15 protein-coding genes are annotated in these 14,887 nt (G+C 57.3%); 11 read left to right on the top strand and 4 right to left on the bottom strand.

Features of this window, described 5'->3' with window-relative positions; genetic code table 11:
- Positions 1 to 49 precede the first annotated feature (49 nt).
- The 4 genes from CYR55_RS14890 to CYR55_RS14875 all read left to right on the top strand — a co-directional run bounded on the left by CYR55_RS14890 (position 50) and on the right by CYR55_RS14875 (position 5,547).
- Positions 50 to 1,114, top strand: a complete 1,065-nt coding sequence (locus CYR55_RS14890; RefSeq protein WP_101817159.1) for an extracellular solute-binding protein — start codon at positions 50 to 52, stop codon at positions 1,112 to 1,114.
- Positions 1,115 to 1,140: 26 nt separating this feature from the next.
- Positions 1,141 to 2,472, top strand: coding sequence for an LLM class flavin-dependent oxidoreductase (locus CYR55_RS14885; protein WP_101817156.1), 1,332 nt, complete (start codon positions 1,141 to 1,143; stop codon positions 2,470 to 2,472).
- A gap of 18 nt (positions 2,473 to 2,490) precedes the next feature.
- Positions 2,491 to 4,275, top strand: coding sequence for an ABC transporter permease subunit (locus CYR55_RS14880; protein ID WP_101817154.1), 1,785 nt, complete (start codon positions 2,491 to 2,493; stop codon positions 4,273 to 4,275).
- Between the two features lie 117 nt (positions 4,276 to 4,392).
- Positions 4,393 to 5,547, top strand: a complete 1,155-nt coding sequence (locus CYR55_RS14875; RefSeq protein ID WP_101817152.1) for an alpha-hydroxy acid oxidase — start codon at positions 4,393 to 4,395, stop codon at positions 5,545 to 5,547.
- A gap of 145 nt (positions 5,548 to 5,692) precedes the next feature.
- Here the strand turns inward: CYR55_RS14875 and CYR55_RS14870 are convergent, their stop codons facing one another.
- Positions 5,693 to 6,280: a TetR/AcrR family transcriptional regulator gene (locus tag CYR55_RS14870; RefSeq protein WP_101817149.1), complete on the bottom strand. Its 588-nt coding sequence runs from the start codon at positions 6,278 to 6,280 to the stop codon at positions 5,693 to 5,695.
- A gap of 145 nt (positions 6,281 to 6,425) precedes the next feature.
- Here CYR55_RS14870 and CYR55_RS14865 point away from each other — a divergent pair, with 145 nt between their 5' ends.
- Positions 6,426 to 6,890, top strand: coding sequence for a RidA family protein (locus tag CYR55_RS14865; RefSeq protein ID WP_101817146.1), 465 nt, complete (start codon positions 6,426 to 6,428; stop codon positions 6,888 to 6,890).
- Positions 6,891 to 6,916: 26 nt separating this feature from the next.
- On the opposite strand, the gene CYR55_RS14860 is transcribed toward CYR55_RS14865, so the two are convergent.
- Entirely contained in the window at positions 6,917 to 7,906 is a 990-nt protein-coding gene (locus CYR55_RS14860) for an aldo/keto reductase (protein WP_101817143.1), read from the bottom strand.
- An 80-nt stretch (positions 7,907 to 7,986) separates the two neighbouring features.
- Positions 7,987 to 8,898 carry an alpha/beta fold hydrolase gene (locus CYR55_RS14855; protein ID WP_101817140.1) on the bottom strand — a complete coding sequence of 304 codons (912 nt, stop codon included), beginning with the start codon at positions 8,896 to 8,898 and terminating at the stop codon, positions 7,987 to 7,989.
- Between the two features lie 143 nt (positions 8,899 to 9,041).
- On the opposite strand from CYR55_RS14855, the gene CYR55_RS14850 reads away from it, so the two are divergent.
- The 3 genes from CYR55_RS14850 to CYR55_RS14840 all read left to right on the top strand — a co-directional run bounded on the left by CYR55_RS14850 (position 9,042) and on the right by CYR55_RS14840 (position 11,536).
- The gene (locus tag CYR55_RS14850) at positions 9,042 to 9,617 is read left to right on the top strand and encodes a CGNR zinc finger domain-containing protein (protein WP_101817138.1); all 576 of its coding nucleotides are present in this window, start codon (positions 9,042 to 9,044) and stop codon (positions 9,615 to 9,617) included.
- A 108-nt stretch (positions 9,618 to 9,725) separates the two neighbouring features.
- On the top strand, positions 9,726 to 10,598 hold the full coding sequence (gene rluF / locus CYR55_RS14845; RefSeq protein ID WP_101817136.1) for a 23S rRNA pseudouridine(2604) synthase RluF: 873 nt from the start codon (positions 9,726 to 9,728) through the stop codon (positions 10,596 to 10,598).
- 41 nt (positions 10,599 to 10,639) lie between these two features.
- The gene (locus tag CYR55_RS14840) at positions 10,640 to 11,536 is read left to right on the top strand and encodes a dihydrodipicolinate synthase family protein (RefSeq protein WP_101817134.1); all 897 of its coding nucleotides are present in this window, start codon (positions 10,640 to 10,642) and stop codon (positions 11,534 to 11,536) included.
- Positions 11,537 to 11,625: 89 nt separating this feature from the next.
- On the opposite strand, the gene CYR55_RS14835 is transcribed toward CYR55_RS14840, so the two are convergent.
- Positions 11,626 to 12,078, bottom strand: coding sequence for an acyltransferase (locus CYR55_RS14835; protein WP_101817131.1), 453 nt, complete (start codon positions 12,076 to 12,078; stop codon positions 11,626 to 11,628).
- Positions 12,079 to 12,286: 208 nt separating this feature from the next.
- Here CYR55_RS14835 and CYR55_RS14830 point away from each other — a divergent pair, with 208 nt between their 5' ends.
- The 3 genes from CYR55_RS14830 (at position 12,287) to CYR55_RS14820 (ending at position 14,766) form a co-directional block, all read left to right on the top strand.
- Positions 12,287 to 13,645 (top strand): esterase-like activity of phytase family protein, encoded by a 1,359-nt coding sequence (locus CYR55_RS14830; RefSeq protein ID WP_146000990.1) that lies wholly within the window; start codon positions 12,287 to 12,289, stop codon positions 13,643 to 13,645.
- 281 nt (positions 13,646 to 13,926) lie between these two features.
- Positions 13,927 to 14,154 (top strand): hypothetical protein, encoded by a 228-nt coding sequence (locus CYR55_RS14825; RefSeq protein ID WP_101817127.1) that lies wholly within the window; start codon positions 13,927 to 13,929, stop codon positions 14,152 to 14,154.
- A gap of 66 nt (positions 14,155 to 14,220) precedes the next feature.
- A complete protein-coding gene (locus CYR55_RS14820) occupies positions 14,221 to 14,766 on the top strand; it encodes an immunity 42 family protein (protein ID WP_101817124.1) in 546 nt (181 codons plus the stop codon).
- The last annotated feature ends 121 nt before the right edge of the window (positions 14,767 to 14,887 follow it).

Raw genomic sequence — 14,887 nt, 5'->3', positions numbered from 1 at the left:
CGTTTCGTTTGACCCTCTACTTTTTCAACAGCATACGGAGTCACGAGTCATGTTCAAGAAACCCGCCAGCCGGCGAGATTTTATTAAAACCGTTGCCGTGACCGGGGCAGCGCTGTCAGCGCCGTCGTTGTGGATCCCCCGCGCCTTCTCGGCGGACAACACCCTGATTATCGCCGACAACGGCGGGGCGATTGCGCCCGCGTTGCGCGCCGCTTTTTACGATCCTTTCGAGAAAGAGACCGGCATCCGTATCACCAATGTGGCACATGAATCCGAGCCGGTGACCCAGTTCAAAGTCGCGGTAGATGCGGGTTCGCACATCTGGGATCTGGCCATGGTCACGCCGGACAACGTACAGCGCCTGACGCAGGATAAAAACTACATCGCCCCGCTGGATATCACTGACAGTAAAGACATTTTGCCGGGCATGCTGACCGGGAACTGGTTCGGTTTCTCAGTGTGGGGAACGGTGATGGCCTACCGTACTGACAGATTCAAAGGCGAAGCACCGAAAGGCTGGGCAGATTACTGGGATACCGAGAAATTCCCCGGACGTCGCGCACTGTACCGCTCGCCGAGCGGCACGCTGGAGATGGCGCTGCTGGCCGATGGCGTGGCACCCAAAGACCTCTACCCGCTGGATATTGAACGTGCCATGAAGTCGATGAGCAAGATCCGCCAGTCAGTGTCCGTATGGTGGTCCAACGGGGCGCAAAACACCCAATTGCTGCAGAGCGGCGAAGTGGATATGTCCGACACCTGGAATGCGCGCGCCATCGCCGCGATTAAGGCGGGGGCACCGGTGAAGATTGACTGGCAAGGCACCTACAGCGTGGATGGCTGGTCGATTGTTGCCGGTACGCCAAAGCTCAAACAGGCGCAGGCGTTTGTGCGCTTCTGTATGCATCCGGATCGTCAGGCGGTCTATTCCGCGATGACCAGTAACGGCCCAAGCAACGCCAATGCTTTGCAGAAAATCGAGCAGAGCAAGGCTGAACTGCTTACCACCTATCCAAAAAACCTCGAAGGTCTGCAACGTCGTGATGAAGTGTGGTGGTCGAAAAACTACGACGCCGTCAACGAACGTTTTCAGGAGTGGCTCCTTGAGGGCTGATTCATCATCAATTCAGGAATTGAACCATGACTCATCGACAAATTCACCTGGGCCTGCTGGCCCAGCCGCACGGCGATCATCCGGCATGCTGGCTGAAAAGCAGCGCGCCTCTGGATGCGGCAACGAATATTGACTACTACCGCTCAGTGGCCCAACTTGCCGAGCAGGGGTTATTTGATCTCTTCTTTATTGCGGATACGCCGGCAACACGCACTGACAACCTGCACGTTCACAGCCGTAACCCGGAATACAATAACCGCTTCGAACCTATTACCTTGCTTTCCGCCCTTGCCGGCACGACAAAACATATCGGCCTTGGCGCAACGGCCTCCACCAGTTTTTACGAGCCCTATAACATCGCGCGCCTGTTCGCGTCGCTCGACCATCTTTCTCATGGCCGGGCAGGCTGGAATATTGTGACCTCCGCCAACGATTACGCCGCGCGCAACTACGGGCTGGATAAATTACCGCCGCACGATGAACGGTACGTTAAAGCGCGTGAATTCTACCAGGTGGTCGAAAGCCTGTGGGATACCTGGGAAGACGATGCGTTTCTTTATGATCAGGAATCGGTGACCTATTACGATCCGGGCAAATATCACATCACCGATCACAACGGCAAATATTTTAAAGTATACGGCGGGCTGAACATCCGCCGCACGCCGCAGGGTCGCCCGGTGATTATTCAGGCGGGCTCCTCCGAAACCGGGAAAAACTTCGCGGCCGAAACCGCGGAAGTCGTGTTCGCGTCTGATCCGACGCTGGAGGCGGGCAAAAAATTCTATAAAGACCTGAAAGGCCGTATGGCGCAGTTTGGCCGTGACCAGAGTGAATTGAAAATCATGGCGGGCCTGTCGGTGATGGTGGGTGAGAGCGAGGCTGAAGCGCAGGATAAATATCAGGAATTACAGCGTCTGATTCATCCGGATGTGGGCCGTATGCGCCTCAGCGCCGATCTGGAAACCGATCTCAGCGCACTGCCGCTTGATGAACCCGTCCCTGTGGAGATGATCCCGGCAAAAGCCAATTTTCACCAGGCTTACTTTAACCAGATCGCCGGCTTGATCCGGGAACAGAAACTCACGCTGCGCCAGCTCTACGCCAGCTACGAGCGCGGCAAAGTGACGCTGTGCGGCACGGCAAACCAGATCACCGATCACATGATGGAGTGGATGGAGAGCGACGCGGCAGATGGCTTCATGATGAGCTTCCATGTCGTTCCGGACGATCTGTCTGATTTCATCACGCACGTGGTACCGGAGATGCAGCGTCGCGGCATCTATCGCACGGAATACACCGGCAGCACACTCCGTGAAAATCTGGGGTTAGCGCGTCCGGTTAACCGCCACAGCCGTTAACCTCTGGAGGAATCCTTTGTGACCAGCCTGGTTGAAATCAGCAAGAAAGAGCAAAGAATGCTGCACCTGCCGCGGCTGGGCGCATTATGGCTGGCGCTGCCCGGCGTGCTGTTCCTGTTGTTGTTCCTCATCTGGCCCACCCTGCGCATCTTCAGCCTGAGCCTGTTTGATCGCAGCGGTGCGCTGTCGTTTGCCGCGTTTGCCCGGTTCTTTGGCCCGGGCGTGTATAACCGGGTGCTTCTCAACACTTTTAACATCGCCTTCTGGACCACCGCCTGGTGTCTGCTGCTGGGCTACCCGCTGGCGTACTGGCTGGCGGGCCTGCCGAAGCGCAGCCAGCAAATCCTGTCGCTGTTTGTGTTGCTCTCTTTCTGGAGCAGCACGCTGGTAAAAAATTTCACCTGGTTAATTCTGCTGGGCCGCAACGGCTTTGCCGAAAACATTCTGCAGGCGGTAGGGTTTCACGACCTTCATCTGCTGTTTAATCGCGGTGTCGTTATTTTTGCTATGGTGCATACCCTGCTGCCGCTGGCCGTGGTGACCATGCTGCCGGTGATGAACCAGCTCGATCGCGGTTTAACCCTGGCGGCGGCGACGCTGGGGGCCGACCGGGCACAGGCGTTCTGGCGCGTGTTCTTCACGCAGTCGATGCGCGGTGTGGCTGCGGCAGGGTTACTGGTGTTTATCAGCAGCCTCGGTTTCTTTATCACGCCGACCTTCCTCGGCAGCCCACATGAAATGATGCTTGGCCAGATGATCATCATGCAGATTAACGAACTCCAGAACTGGCAGCTGGGCAGTGCGCTGGCGGTGGTGCTGGTACTGGCGGCCCTGATCAGCTGTATTCTTTATAACCTGATCTTTGGGTTGTCATCGCTGGCGGGGGAAAGCCACCAGACGCGCTCTTCACACAGCCGCGTGTTGCGCCGCATCGGGTTGTGGCTGGTCAACAGTCTGGCGACGATCTCCTCGCGGGTGATGGCGGGGTATGACCGCACGCTGGGCCGCCTGCTGCGCATCAATCTGCTGACGGTTTACGCCTGCCTGATCATTTTTGTGCTGCTCTTCCCGGTGCTGGCGGTGATCCCGATGTCCTTCACCAGCGCCAGTTTCCTGACGTTTCCGCCGCAAGGCTTCAGCCTGAAATGGTTTGAAGTGTGGCTGGATTCGCCGCTGTGGGTGGGCGCCACCCTGCGCTCGTTCGGTATCGGCATCGTGGTCGGGTTAGTCACCTGCCTGCTCGGCACGCTGGCGGCGTTTAGTGTGTCGCGCTCACAGAGCCGGGCGCGCGGCGTGCTGTTCTTTCTCTTCCTGCTGCCGATGATGATTCCGTCGATTGTGATAGCCATCGCCCTGTTTTACTTCGCGGCCCAGCTTGGCCTGGTGGCGACCAATACCGGTATTGCCATTGGTCATGTGGTGATTGCGCTGCCCATGGTGTTCATCATCCTGCTTACCACGTTTCAGGGGCACGACTGGCGGCTCGATCATGCCGCCGCAACGCTCGGTGCCGGGAAATGGCAGGTGATGTGGCGCGTCACGCTGCCCTCAATCAAAGGCGGTTTAGCGGCGGCATTTGTGATCGGTTTTCTGACGTCGTTCGAAGAACTGACGGTGGCACTTTTTATGGGCGGCGGCATGAAAACCACGATCCCTAAACAGATGTGGGATGACATTTTGCTGCAGGTCAGCCCGACGCTGGCCGCGGCCTCTACCGTCGTCTTGCTGGTGGTGATTGTGCTGTTCTCCGCGATGCAGCTGGTAAAACCGCGTAATAAGCCCCTCCCCCACGAAGGTCAATGATGATAAGTGAAAAACAGCGCCGCGCCGATTTGGCCGCCACGTTTCGCAGGTTGGCGCAAGCGATAACGGTCAGAGGGCTATGCAGCCTAGCTAACGGGTATAGGGGGCTGCGCCGCCATGATGCATAACTGGCAGGAACTGCGCCGCCAGGCGCAGCGCGCGCTGCCGGCGTTCGCGTTCAGTTACGTCGATGGCGGCGCGGATGATGAGAAAACGCTGGCGCACAATCTGGCGGTGTTTGACCGCTGGCAGTTTGCCCCGTCAGTGCTGAAAGATGCCAGCCGGCGCGACCTCCGTTGCCGGCTGGGCACCAGCCAGCTGAACGCGCCGCTGCTGGTGGCCCCCACCGGTTACAACGGCATGTTGCGCCATCAGGCGGATTTGATGCTGGCGCGCGCGGCCGCAAAACACGGCATCGGCCATATTCAGAGCACAGTATCAACCGCGTCTATTGAAGACGTGGCAGCGGCCTCCAGCGGGCCGCGCTGGTTTCAGCTCTATGTTCTGAAGGATCGCGACGTCACCCGGGATCTGCTGCAACGGGCGCTCAGGGCAGGCTGCGAGGCGCTGGTGCTCTCTGTGGATGCGGTACATTTCGGCAACCGGGAGCGCGATAAGGCGCATTATCGCCGCCCGATGAAGCTCTCGTACACCTCCCTGTTCGATATCGCCTGCCATCCCGGCTGGCTATGCCGTACCTTGATTCCGCACGGTATGCCGGGCTTCGGCAACTTAACGCGCTATCTGCCGCCGGAATACCAAAAAGGCATGGGTGCGGCGGCCTATTTCGCCAGCCAAATGGACAGGACATTGAGCTGGGAGACGCTGGCGTGGATACGCGACCTGTGGCCGGGCACGCTCTACGTAAAAGGCATAACCCACGTTGAAGATGTCATCGCGGCTAAGCAGACCGGGGCAGATGGCGTGGTGCTTTCCAATCATGGCGGCCGGCAGCTGGACGGCTGCATCAGCCCCATGCTGATTCTGGAGGCGGCCCGCCACGCGGCAGGGCCAGACTTTACGCTGATGATTGACAGCGGCTTCCGACGCGGCACCGATGTGGTGAAGGCGCTGGCCCTGGGCGCGGATGCGGTTCTGCTCGGGCGCCCCCTGCTTTATGCCGTGGCCTGTGGCGGGGAACCGCGTGTCGATTCAACACTACATACGCTTATAGAGGAGATCGACCGGACCGTCGCGCAATTAGGATGCCGTTCGCTACAGGAACTCAGACAGGTGAGCCTGCTATGCCACCGTAGTGACCCAGCAGGGTAAAGGTGCACGGAGCGAAATAACCTCTGGCTGCCCCGGTATTTCCTCACCCGTTACTGGCATCCCGGCTGCCTGACACAGGGGGCACCGGCAATAATGCGCGGCCCTTGTGCCGGTGAATGACCACTGCCCGCTACACCGATGGCCGTCAGCGGCGCAGGCCCCCGGCCATCAGCACAAAGGCCTCGATGGCTTTGGGCAGGGTGATATCGGGTTGTTCAGCCGCCGCCACCCACAAGGCCGCATTCAGCGCCGCACCGTTAAGCAACCGGGCGGCTGCTTCCACATCAACCTGCTTCAGTACGCCCTTTTCAATCAGCGCCGCCACCGTGCTGCTGGTGGCATTAAAACAGGCGTTCTGGCTGGGCCAGCCGGAGGGATCACCCAAAAAGGCCGGGCCGTCCAGCAGCACGATGCGCTGCACCTCGGGTTCACAGGCCATTTTTATATAGGCAATCCCTTCCGCCAGTAAACGATCCCAGCCCTCTTCTGCCGCACCGGCCATCTCTTTTGCCCGCTGTGCCATTTCGCCGTCCACCTGCGCCACCACCGCGGCCAGCAACCCGCGTTTATCACCGAAATTATGGTACAGCGCGCCACGGGTCAGCCCTGCGCTGGCCGTCAGCTCATCCATCGACGCGGCGGCAAATCCCTTTTCCGCAAAGGCCTTACGCGCCGCCGCGATAAGTTTATTCCGGTTCTCTTCCATCATTTCCGCACGACGCCCGACTGCCATCCCCGCTCCTCCTTATTTCATATACGCCGCGTATATTAATTTGACATACGCGCCGTATCTGTGATTAATTTGACATACGCCCTGTATATTAAATGAATGGCGTGTTTTACGCATCCGCCCTGTACCCGCAAAAATGAGGTGACCCATGACTGAACGTGAAACGATTTTCCCGGCGAATCGCCAGGCTATTTTTCCAGCGAACCGCCATGCCATTTTCCCGGCGAACCGCCATAAATTGTACGAAGAGCACGGCTACTCGGCGGCCATTCGATCCGGTGATTTGCTGTTTGTCTCCGGCCAGGTCGGCAGCCGGGAGGACGGCTCACCGGAACCCGATTTTGCGGCGCAGGTCAGGCTGGCATTTGACAACCTCGGGGCGACCCTCAAGGCGGCGGGGTGCGGGTTTGATGATTTGATTGATGTGACCACGTTCCATACTGACCCGGAAAATCAGTTTGCCACGATCATGGCGGTCAAGCAGGCGATCTTTGCGCAACCGCCCTACCCTAACTGGACAGCGGTAGGCGTCACCTGGCTTGCCGGTTTCGATTTTGAAATCAAAGTGATTGCCCGGATACCCGAAGGCAACGCGCCCAGCACCTCAGCCTAACGCGCGTTGCCTTCTGGCGGGACGGGTTACCAGCGCTGATGCACCCAGGGGGCAATTTGCGTCTGGTAGAGGTCGCGCAGGGCGGCCAGGGTCGGCTCATCCAGCGCCGGGAGCGTGCTGGCGCGGGCGTTGGTGGCGGCCTGCTGGGCGTTTTTCGCACCGGGGATCACCACCGTCACCGCCTGTTCCATCAGGATCCAGCGCAGGGCGAACTCCGCCATCGTCGCGTCACCCGGCACATAACGGCGGACAGCCTCCACCGCCTCCAGCGCCACCTCAAACGGCACCCCGGAGAAGGTTTCCCCTTTATCAAAGGCTTCACCGTTGCGGTTAAAGGCGCGGTGATCGTCTGCGGAGAATGCGGTGTCGGCGCGCATTTTGCCGGTGAGCAGGCCGGAGGCGAGCGGCACCCGCGCAATAATGGCGACGTTACGCCGTTGCGCCTCGCGGAAAAACAGCTCCGCCGGGCGCTGGCGGAACAGGTTATAGATAATCTGCACCGAGGAGACGTTCGGGAACTCAATCGCCTTCAGCCCCTCCTCCACTTTCTCCACCGAGACGCCATACGCGCGGATTTTCCCGGCGGCCACCATCTCATCCATGATGCCGAACACCTCCGGCTGGTAATAGACCTCGGTCGGCGGGCAGTGCAGTTGCACCATATCCAGCGTCTCGATTTGCAAATTCTCGCGTGAGCGATCCACAAAGTCGTTGAGCTGCTGCGCGTTGTTGTAACCCGCGGCCACATGCGGGTCGAGCCGCCGCCCAAGTTTGGTGGCGATGAACGGTGATGCCCCACCCCGTTCGCGCAGCACTTCCGCGATGATCTTCTCCGAGCGGCCATCGCCATAGACGTCCGCAGTGTCGATAAAGGTGATCCCGGCGTCCAGCGCGGCGTTCAGCGCCTGTTTGGCATCCGCATGGGAGACTTCGCCCCAGGTGCCGCCTATCGCCCAGGCCCCGAAGCCCACTTCTGACACACTGCGCGTGGTGTTGCCGAATGTTCTCTGTTTCAACGCTCATTCTCCCAAGTAACGGCCGCAACCCGGCCTGGTGTGAAACGGCGTGTTTTTCGCCCTTCACACACCATAGCGGATTACGGCGCATTTTGGATTCCGGTGCGCGGGTTTGTGATCGCGCTGCCGATCACGGCGCGGATGCGGGCAGCGATATGATGCACATGGGTTTCCAGCGCAAAGTGGCCGGTGTCCAGCAGTTCCACCACCGCGTTGGGGTTGTCCCGTTGGTAGGCGTGCGCGCCGGGTGGGATAAAGAACGGGTCATGCTCGCCCCAGATAATAAGCATAGGCAGCTGGGTCTGGCGGAAAAACGCCTGGAACTCCGGGTAGCGGGTGAGGTTGTTGGCGTAATCCAGGAACAGATCCAGCTGAATCGCCTGGTTGCCGGGGCGTTCCATCAGCAGCGTATCGAGGTAGTACCCCTCCGGGGCCACGCGCTCCGGGTCTTTTACGCCATGCAGGTATTGCCACCGCGTGGCCTCCAGCGTCAGCATCCCCTCGCTCATCGCCTGCCGGTTCTCGTCTGAGGGCTCGGCCCAGTAGGCACGCACCGGTGCCCACGCCTCGCCCAGACCTTCCAGGTAGGCATTGCCGTTCTGGGAGATAAGCCCGGTCACCCGTTCCGGGTATTTCAGCGCCAGCCGCAGCCCCACCGGCGCACCGTAATCAAACACATACAGCGCATAGCGCTCCAGCCCCAGCACATCCACAAACGCCGCGAGCGTCTCCGCCAGCGAATCGAACCGGTAGCGGTAGTGGCGCGCTTCCGGCACCTCGGTGAAACCAAATCCGGGCAGGTCAGGCGCCACCAGATGAAAACGGTCTGCCAGCAGCGGGATCAGGTCACGGAACTGGTGCGACGAACTGGGGAAACCGTGCAGCAACAGCAGCGTGGGGTTAGCCGGGTTACCGGCTTCACGGTAAAACACCCGGACGCCATCAGCGTCGGCAAACCGGTAACGAACAGGGAAGTCATCAGGCGTGGTCATAAGCGGCTCCAGAGAGTAACGGTTAAAATGCGTTTTACAGGTTACATTTTCAGTATGGCGATATCTCGTAACCTGTCAACACTCTTTTAAACGGTTACATTATCCGTTACAGTCACTGTATTCGCTTCTCTCCGAGGAACCCCATGTCTCTTTCACCCACTACCACCGGCCCCTGGTTTCTGGCCGACCACCCGGCGCTGGATTTCATAAACACCGTGGCTCAGGCCGGGGGCGCGCCCCATGACGTCTGGCAGTCCGATGAGGATGTGCGCCGCTGGCTGGCACAGGCCGGGCTGGCTACCGGCACCGCGGCAAAAGGCCCCGCCGGTGAACTGCTGCATGAAGCGCGGCAGTTGCGCAGCAGCATCCGCGCGCTGGTGGCGCAGAAAAAAGCCGGCGGCGCGCTGGACGTCACGCCGCTGAACCGGGCGCTGGCCGCCGCCGGGGGCGTAAACCAGCTGGTGGCCGGTGAAGACGGCGCACTGCGTATCACGCGCGCGTATCCGGGCCAGGCCCCGGCGCAACAGCTGGGGCCGGTGGCGGAACTGGCGGCCTCCCTGCTGGCAGACGCGCATTTTGAACGGGTGCGGGAGTGTGAGCACCCGGAATGCACGCTGTGGTTTTATGACAAAACCAAAGCGCACCGCCGCCGCTGGTGCAGCATGGCGCTGTGCGGCAACCGCGCCAAAGTGGCCCGCTTCCGGCAACAGCAAAAATAAGCGGGCGGCCGCGCCTGTATGCGCTTCAGCCGCCTGCGCGGATTTCCCCCCGGCCAGGCTTCGCAACCTGCCGGGGGTGAGGTATAGTCCGTTTTTTTCGGAGGAACCATGCTGACCCACTCAACCACGCGTCTTAACAAATACATCAGCGAGAGCGGTATCTGCTCCCGTCGCGAAGCCGATCGCTACATCGAACAAGGGCTGGTGTTTATCAACGGCAAACGGGCGGGCATTGGCGATCAGGTCTCGGCCGGGGATGTGGTGAAAGTGAACGGCCAGCTTATCGAACCGCGCAATGAAGAAGATCTGGTGCTGATCGCGCTGAATAAACCCGTGGGGATCGTCAGCACCACCGAAGAGGGTGAGCAGGACAACATCGTTGATTTTGTGAACCACAGCAAACGCGTGTTCCCTATCGGGCGGCTGGATAAAGAGTCGCAGGGGCTGATTCTGCTGACCAACCACGGCGATCTGGTCAATAAGATCCTGCGCGCCGGGAACGATCACGAAAAAGAGTATCTGGTCACGGTGAATAAGCCGGTCACTGATGAGTTTATCCGCGGCATGGGTGCCGGGGTGCCGATGCTCGGCACGGTCACCAAAAAGTGCAAAGTGAAAAAAGAAGCCCCGATGGTGTTCCGCATCACACTGGTGCAGGGGCTTAACCGCCAGATCCGCCGCATGTGCCAACATTTTGGCTATGAAGTCACCAAACTGGAACGCACGCGCATTATGAACATCAGCCTGAAAGGGCTGCCGCTGGGCGAATGGCGCGATTTAACCGACGATGAGCTGATCGACCTCTTCAAACTGCTTGAGCACTCCTCTTCCGAAGATAAACCGGCGAAAAAAGCCCCGGCCAAACCGCAGGCCGCCAAAAGGCCCGCCACCGGTGCGCCGAAAAGCGCGGAGAAATCCGGCGGTGCTCCGGCCGGGCGCAAGCGCTTTGCCCAGCCCGGCCGCAAGAAAAAAGGGCGCTGATCTGCGCCCGCGCCCCGCCCACTGAAAAGAAGGAATTTGCCATGTTCAAAGGGTTAAGTGCCTTTCCGCTGACGCCGTTCACGCCGGACGGCGACATTGATGAGGCCGCGTTCCTGCGCATTCTGGAACGCCTGGTCAGTGCGGAAGTAGATTCACTGGGTGTGCTCGGCTCGACCGGCAGCTACGCCTACCTGACCCGTGAACAGCGCAAGCGGGTGGCAACGCTGGCAAAAGCGCAGGCCGGGGCGATCCCGATGATGGTCTCTGTCGGCGCAATCAGCACCCGCCAGGTGTTGGATCTGGCGGACGATGCCCAGCACGCCGGGGCGGATGGCCTGCTGCTGCCGGCCATGTCTTACCAGACGCTGACGGAAGATGAGGTTTACGAGCTGTTTGACACCGTCTCGCGTCATGTTTCCGTGCCGGTTTGCGTCTATGACAACCCCGGCACCACCCATTTCACCTTCTCCGATGAGCTGCATGGCCGTATTGCCGCGCTGCCGCGCATCGGTTCTATCAAGATCCCCGGCGTGCCGGCAGACCCTGCGGCGGCCAGCGCCCGCGTGCAGCAGCTGCGTAAAAAGATACCGGCCAGCGTCACCATCGGGGTCAGCGGGGATGCCTTTGCCGGGCTGGGGCTGAATGCGGGCTGTGACGTCTGGTACTCGGTGTGTGGCGGGCTGTTCCCCCATACGGCAAAAGCGATCGCCGAGGCTGCTGCCAGGGGTGACAACGCGCAGGTGACCGTCCTCACGGAGCGCCTTGCGCCGTTGTGGGCGCTGTTCCGCCGGCATGGCGGCAGCATCCGCGTGATGGCCGCGGCGGCAGGTATTTTAGGGCTGACCGGCCCCGCCTGCTTACCCCGCCCGCTGAAACCGCTCTCCGCAGCGTATTGCGCGGAGATCGCCACGGTGGTTGAGGCGCTCGGGCTGCGTTAGCCCGGTTCAGCGTCCGCTATGAGCGAATAGCGGACGTTACCGGCCTAAGAGGAACATCAGTTTGGGCTAAGAATTTGCAAAAGTAATGCTTAAAGTTTTCTTAAAAGTCTGGCCGGGTTCCCTGCATACACCCCTTTTACCAGCACAGGCTTTGTAACCACGCTGCCTGCACCAATCACGGCACCACTGCAAATTTTCGTTGTTAAAATTGTTGCTCCACTGCCCACTGTTACTGCGTTGCCTAATACAATATGTATCCAGCTGTCTGCAGAAGCATCAGGACCACCACTTTTGAAAAGGTCATTAGCAAAGGTTACGCCATGACCTATAAAGCAGTCATTGCCTAAGGTAACGTTCTCACAGATGAACGTGTGGGACTGCACTCTGGTTCTGTCGCCTATAACGCATCCCTTTTGTATCTCTACAAATGGCCCTATAAAAACATCATCGCCTAGCTCACATTCATAGATGTTTACCGGCATGACTACTTTCACATTTTCACCTTGTTCTACGTCACGAATGCCGCTTTCAATAACTTTCATATCAGTTGTGTCCTTACTCAAGATAATTCGGTTCAGCGTAGCTTAAAAAGGTCTGAGCAATATCTCAACATACAGGCCATTCTCTTACCACCCACTTTCTCAACGGTGGAGAAATCAATCTGTTAACCGCCACTATTTCCCGGAGATTTCATTTTTCTGTCATTTTTGTTCTTTACGCTGTTAGCTCCCCTATATGGATAGTAACAATATGAAAATAAAAGCGATTTCTCTGGTTGTCGGCTGTGCGCTCTCTTCATCAACGCTCGCGGCGCAGCCGCAGGTCGAGCGCTATATCGTCAGTTTTCCCGAAGGTACACGCGTAAGCTACAACGGCGCGTTTGCCAGCGCGTTTCCAAATGGTTTGCCGGTGGGGATTGGCTCCGGTTTGCTGTTTACCGGCAAGCAGGGGGATGCGTTCACCTTCGCAACCGTCACCGATCGCGGGCCGAATGCTGACTCGCCTGATGTGGGTAAGAGAGAGGCAAAAATTTTCGTCACGCCAGAGTTCGCCCCACTGCTGATGAATATTCGGGTGCAGAACGGCAAAGCGGAGGCCACGGACGCCCGACCGTTGCATGACGATAAGGGCAATATTAACGGATTGCCGCTGCAGGATGGCGTCATCGGAGCAACCAATGAAATCGCGCTAAACGATACGTTGAAAGTGCTGCATGGCGATAACCGCGGTCTGGATACGGAAGGCATTACGCCGGACGGCAAGGGAGGGTATTGGCTGTGCGATGAGTATGGTCCGTTCCTGATTAACGTTGATGCGCGCGGCAAGATCCTGACAATTCACGGGCCGCAGGCAGCAGAGGGGGAGAAATCCATCGCGGGCGGTCTGCCGAACGTTCTCAAATGGCGTCAGCCAAATCGTGGATTTGAAGGGCTCACCCGCATGCCGGACGGGCGTATCATCGCCGCGGTGCAGAGCACGCTGGATATCAACGGTAAAAGTAAAAAGCAGGCGCGCTTTACCCGCCTGGTGAGCTTCGATCCGGCGACCGGGAAAACCGCGATGTATGGTTACCCTATCGACAGCGCCGCTTACGGTAAAAACAGCGACGCAAAAATCGGCGATATCGTGGCGCTCGACAATCAGCATATCCTGCTGATTGAACAAGGCAGCGACAAAGACGATGCGATGCGCAATCTTATCTATAAGGTGGATCTTAGCCCGGCTACCGAGCTTACAGCGTTCGATAAGCCTGGCGAGTATCCGGAGTTTGACGACGAGAAAGCGCTGGCGCAGCGCGGCATTAAGCTCGCCGCTAAAACGCTGGTGGTCGATTTACGTCAACTCGGCTGGCAGCAGGAGAAGGCCGAAGGTCTGGCGCTGATCGACAATAAAACGCTGGCCGTCACCAATGACAATGACTTCGGCGTGAGAACGGTCATGCAAAATCCGGTTGAAGGTAAGAAGCGTAAGGATTATCGGGTGACCGAACAGGGGACGCTTACGGTAGATGATAAGCCGGTTGCAACGACTATCGGCATAAAGCCGCTGAAGAAACCTGAGTCGGACAGCGAGTTGTGGATTATCACGCTGGCGGCACCGCTGAAATAAACGCTCTCCCCACCCCAGGCTGCATCCCTTAATTGCATCACTTTTTGTAAAAGAGCCGGATGCAGCCCAGTTTTGCCATCGACAGATCATTCCCCGGCGTTTGGTTACAGCGGCTACGGGCCAGACATCGTCCGCTTAGAGCGAAAAGCGGACATTTGCACCCCACGAACAGACTTAAATATGAATTTTTTTCAATTATGTAGTGGCTCTGAGGGTATGCATTGACATGTTATCTGTGCCAAAATTGAACAAATTAAATCATTTATGAAGTCTGGCAAATCATGGCTATTGTTTTTATTCCTGCTCTTGCTGCGCTGCTTGAAGCTAAAGAGATGGACTCCGGACGAGAATTGACCCGAGAGGATGTTGAGTCAATACGAGATAATGCTACTGCTATTGAGTTACCTGCAGAGATTGCCAGAGACATGATCAAAAGCCGAGGCTATCCCGATATTGATGCAGAAAATGTTTGGAATGAGTGGTTACTATATAAAAACACTAAGAATTAGGGGGAGTATTGATGTGCTGCGAGCAGAAATTCTCGAAATCGGTAAGCGATTCGAAAGAGGAATATTATGATTTTCGGTGATCCCTATCGCTTTGCAATCTGGATTGAACATGTTCCGCAGTGGGGCGAGTCTATAAAGAATGGTTTCTTTTATTTCTTTTTGAACGGCAATATGTATCCTAATGACATCCGCACATCGACCTTATTCGTTGATTATGATGATGTTATTGATCATGAAAATGCTCTTGTAGCTATGCCATTCGATGACGAAATATTTAATGCACCAACAGATAAAGCTTTTAAATATCTGTATGAAATAGCTTATCCACAGCCCACGCCAGAAGATGAATATCCTGAGGGTATTGGCAAGTTCAAAGCTTCACCCACAATAATTTTAGAATCTGGAGCATGTTTTTTTGCCGTTTCGAATAAAGATTTTGTTAGAGTATTAGGTGGTAAAGTGTCTGAATTAGTTGATTGTGGCGAGAGACGCAATTGGCAAGACATAAAGCATCCTGTTATAGAAGATATAACTCTAGCGAAAAAGGAAATTAATGAAATAATCTCAAGCTTTAGGGAGCACACTGCTTCTTTATTACATTTAAATAGTTAATGATGTTCAAAGGGCAGGGATTTAGTATCTAAAACACTTATACCCTCATCTGAGAAGATCACAACAAGGACGTTTGTAACGTCCAGTATTCAGCTCATATGTGCAAGAATTTCTCCCACTC

This window comes from Chimaeribacter californicus (assembly GCF_002858675.1).
Taxonomy (GTDB): Bacteria; Pseudomonadota; Gammaproteobacteria; order Enterobacterales; family Enterobacteriaceae; genus Chimaeribacter; species Chimaeribacter californicus.
The sequence above is the reverse complement of the archived record's forward strand: the minus strand, read 5'-3'. Positions and strand labels throughout refer to the sequence as shown.

Excerpts from the sequence above, each read along its gene's own strand:
- CYR55_RS14890 (WP_101817159.1), top strand. The coding sequence starts at position 50 with ATGTTCAAGAAACCCGCCAGCCGGCGAGATTTTATTAAAACCGTTGCC.
- CYR55_RS14885 (WP_101817156.1), top strand. The coding sequence starts at position 1,141 with ATGACTCATCGACAAATTCACCTGGGCCTGCTGGCCCAGCCGCACGGC.
- CYR55_RS14875 (WP_101817152.1), top strand. The coding sequence starts at position 4,393 with ATGATGCATAACTGGCAGGAACTGCGCCGCCAGGCGCAGCGCGCGCTG.
- CYR55_RS14870 (WP_101817149.1), bottom strand. The coding sequence starts at position 6,280 with ATGGCAGTCGGGCGTCGTGCGGAAATGATGGAAGAGAACCGGAATAAA.
- CYR55_RS14865 (WP_101817146.1), top strand. The coding sequence starts at position 6,426 with ATGACTGAACGTGAAACGATTTTCCCGGCGAATCGCCAGGCTATTTTT.
- CYR55_RS14855 (WP_101817140.1), bottom strand. The coding sequence starts at position 8,898 with ATGACCACGCCTGATGACTTCCCTGTTCGTTACCGGTTTGCCGACGCT.
- CYR55_RS14850 (WP_101817138.1), top strand. The coding sequence starts at position 9,042 with ATGTCTCTTTCACCCACTACCACCGGCCCCTGGTTTCTGGCCGACCAC.
- rluF (WP_101817136.1), top strand. The coding sequence starts at position 9,726 with ATGCTGACCCACTCAACCACGCGTCTTAACAAATACATCAGCGAGAGC.
- CYR55_RS14840 (WP_101817134.1), top strand. The coding sequence starts at position 10,640 with ATGTTCAAAGGGTTAAGTGCCTTTCCGCTGACGCCGTTCACGCCGGAC.
- CYR55_RS14835 (WP_101817131.1), bottom strand. The coding sequence starts at position 12,078 with ATGAAAGTTATTGAAAGCGGCATTCGTGACGTAGAACAAGGTGAAAAT.
- CYR55_RS14830 (WP_146000990.1), top strand. The coding sequence starts at position 12,287 with ATGAAAATAAAAGCGATTTCTCTGGTTGTCGGCTGTGCGCTCTCTTCA.
- CYR55_RS14825 (WP_101817127.1), top strand. The coding sequence starts at position 13,927 with ATGGCTATTGTTTTTATTCCTGCTCTTGCTGCGCTGCTTGAAGCTAAA.
- CYR55_RS14820 (WP_101817124.1), top strand. The coding sequence starts at position 14,221 with ATGATTTTCGGTGATCCCTATCGCTTTGCAATCTGGATTGAACATGTT.